The following is a 3,256-nucleotide window of genomic DNA, read 5'->3' as shown; positions in this document are numbered from 1 at the left end:
CTGGTTCTTTGAAAACTAGATAATATCAATTTTCTTTTATATTAATTAATAATTTCATTAATTAAGCCGAGAACACCGCGTATTTTTGAGTTTTTTATTAGTAAAGTTTATTTACTTCGCGTAATACTCAATTGATCCATCACATTAGTGATGAGGTTAAGTTATCAAGGGCGCATGGTGAATGCCTTGGCACTAGGAGCCGATGAAGGACGGGACTAACACCGATATGCTTCGGGGAGCTGTACGTAAGCTTTGATCCGGAGATTTCCGAATGGGGAAACCCAATCATCTTAATCGATGATTAATGCTTAGTGAATACATAGCTAAGTATTGGCAGACGTGGGGAACTGAAACATCTAAGTACCCACAGGAAGAGAAAGCAATTGCGATTCCCATAGTAGCGGCGAGCGAAGTGGGAACAGCCCAAACCAGGAAGCTTGCTTCCTGGGGTTGTAGGACTGAACATTTGAGTTACCAAAGCAATGAATAGTCGAACGGTTTGGGAAGACCGGCCATAGCGGGTGATAGCCCCGTAGACGAAATTCGTTGCCCTCAGTTCAGGATCCTGAGTACGGCCAGACACGTGAAACCTGGTCGGAATCCGGGAGGACCATCTCCCAAGGCTAAATACTCCCTAGTGACCGATAGTGAACCAGTACCGTGAGGGAAAGGTGAAAAGCACCCCGGAAGGGGAGTGAAATAGTTCCTGAAACCATGTGCCTACAATTAGTTGGAGCCCGTTAATGGGTGACAGCGTGCCTTTTGTAGAATGAACCGGCGAGTTACGTTAACATGCAAGGTTAAGATGAAAAGTCGGAGCCGTAGCGAAAGCGAGTCTGAAACGGGCGTTTCAGTATGTTGATGTAGACCCGAAACCAGGTGACCTACCCATGTCCAGGGTGAAGGTGCGGTAAAACGCACTGGAGGCCCGAACCCGTGTACGTTGAAAAGTGCTGGGATGAGGTGTGGGTAGCGGTGAAATTCCAAACGAACTTGGAGATAGCTGGTTCTCTCCGAAATAGCTTTAGGGCTAGCCTCGGATGAAGAATCGTGGAGGTAGAGCACTGTTTGGACTAGGGGCCCGTCATGGGTTACTGAATTCAGATAAACTCCGAATGCCATAGATTTATATCCGGGAGTCAGACGGTGAGTGATAAGATCCATCGTCGAAAGGGGAACAGCCCAGACCACCAATTAAGGTCCCTAAGTGTATCCTAAGTGGAAAAGGCGGTGAAGTTGCATAGACAGCTAGGATGTTGGCTCAGAAGCAGCCACCATTTAAAGAGTGCGTAATAGCTCACTAGCCGAGTGATTTTGCGCCGAAAATGTACCGGGGCTAAGGATACCACCGAAATTGTGGATGCAACCATTAGGTTGCGTGATAGGAGAGCGTTCTAAGGGCGGTGAAGCTAGATCGTAAGGACTAGTGGAGCGCTTAGAAGTGAGAATGCCGGTATGAGTAGCGAAAGATCAGTGAGAATCTGATCCACCGAATGACTAAGGTTTCCTGGGGAAGGCTCGTCCTCCCAGGGTTAGTCGGGACCTAAGTCGAGGCCGCAAGGCGTAGACGATGGCCAACAGGTTGATATTCCTGTACTAGTAAGATATGTTTGAACGATGGAGGGACGCAGGAGGCTAAGCTATGCGCACTGTTGGATATGTGCGTTCAAGCAGCAAGTCTGGTTGTTAGTTAAATGCTTACAACCGGGTAGACAAGCTGTGATGAGGACCGAATTTAAGTAGGGAAGTGGCTGACGTCACACTGCCGAGAAAAGCTTCTAGTGAGTATCTTACTACCCGTACCGCAAACCGACACAGGTAGTCGAGGAGAGTATCCTAAGGTGAGCGAGTGAACTCTTGTTAAGGAACTCGGCAAAATGACCCCGTAACTTCGGGAGAAGGGGTGCTGCACGCAAGTGCAGCCGCAGTGAAAAGGCCCAGGCGACTGTTTATCAAAAACACAGGTTTCTGCAAAATCGTAAGATGACGTATAGGGGCTGACGCCTGCCCGGTGCTGGAAGGTTAAGTGGATGAGTTAGCTTCGGCGAAGCCCAGAAATGAAGCCCCAGTAAACGGCGGCCGTAACTATAACGGTCCTAAGGTAGCGAAATTCCTTGTCGGGTAAGTTCCGACCCGCACGAAAGGCGTAACGATCTGGGCACTGTCTCAACAAGAGACTCGGTGAAATTATAGTACCTGTGAAGATGCAGGTTACCCGCGACAGGACGGAAAGACCCCATGGAGCTTTACTATAGCTTGATATTGGGTGTTGACACAACTTGTACAGGATAGGTCGGAGCCGTAGAAGCCGGAACGCTAGTTTCGGTGGAGGCGCTGGTGGGATACGACCCTTGTTGTGTGAACACTCTAACCCGCGCCACTCAGCGTGGCGGGAGACAGTGTCAGGTAGGTAGTTTGACTGGGGCGGTCGCCTCCCAAAAAGTAACGGAGGCGCCCAAAGGTTCCCTCAGAATGGTTGGAAATCATTCGCAGAGTGTAAAGGCACAAGGGAGCTTGACTGCGAGACAGACAGGTCGAGCAGGGACGAAAGTCGGGCTTAGTGATCCGGCGGTACCGTATGGAAGGGCCGTCGCTCAACGGATAAAAGCTACCCTGGGGATAACAGGCTTATCTCCCCCAAGAGTCCACATCGACGGGGAGGTTTGGCACCTCGATGTCGGCTCATCGCATCCTGGGGCTGTAGTCGGTCCCAAGGGTTGGGCTGTTCGCCCATTAAAGCGGTACGCGAGCTGGGTTCAGAACGTCGTGAGACAGTTCGGTCCCTATCCGTCGCGGGCGTAGGAAATTTGAGAGGAGCTGTTCCTAGTACGAGAGGACCGGAATGGACACACCGCTGGTGTATCAGTTGTGCCGCCAGGCGCATTGCTGAGTAGCTATGTGTGGATGAGATAAACGCTGAAAGCATCTAAGTGTGAAACTCGCCTCAAGATGAGATTTCCCATTCCTTTATGGAAGTAAGACCCCTGAGAGATGATCAGGTAGATAGGCTAGAAGTGGAAGTGCAGCGATGCACGGAGCGGACTAGTACTAATCGGTCGAGGACTTAACCACGAGTAGTGGTGTTCATCGGTAAAAGAAAATGATATTGTCTAGTTTTGAGAGCATCAGTTCTCAATAGTGTGGTGGCGATAGCCTGAAGGATACACCTGTTCCCATGCCGAACACAGTAGTTAAGCTTCAGCACGCCAAGAGTAGTTGGGGGATCGCCCCCTGCGAGGGTAGGACGTTGCCACGC

General features: G+C 50.2%; 2 rRNA genes. Both read left to right on the top strand.

The features are described from left to right. Nucleotides 1-154 precede the first annotated feature (154 nt). A 23S ribosomal RNA gene (locus tag FFM73_RS12015) occupies nt 155-3,072 on the top strand. Nucleotides 3,073-3,139: 67 nt separating this feature from the next. Further along, nucleotides 3,140-3,256 (top strand): 5S ribosomal RNA (gene rrf, locus FFM73_RS12010).

Origin of the sequence: Secundilactobacillus hailunensis, assembly GCF_005405185.1 — a bacterium.
Taxonomy (GTDB): Bacteria; Bacillota; Bacilli; order Lactobacillales; family Lactobacillaceae; genus Secundilactobacillus; species Secundilactobacillus hailunensis.
Note: the sequence above shows the minus strand (reverse complement) of the source record. Positions and strands in the feature narration are given on the sequence as shown.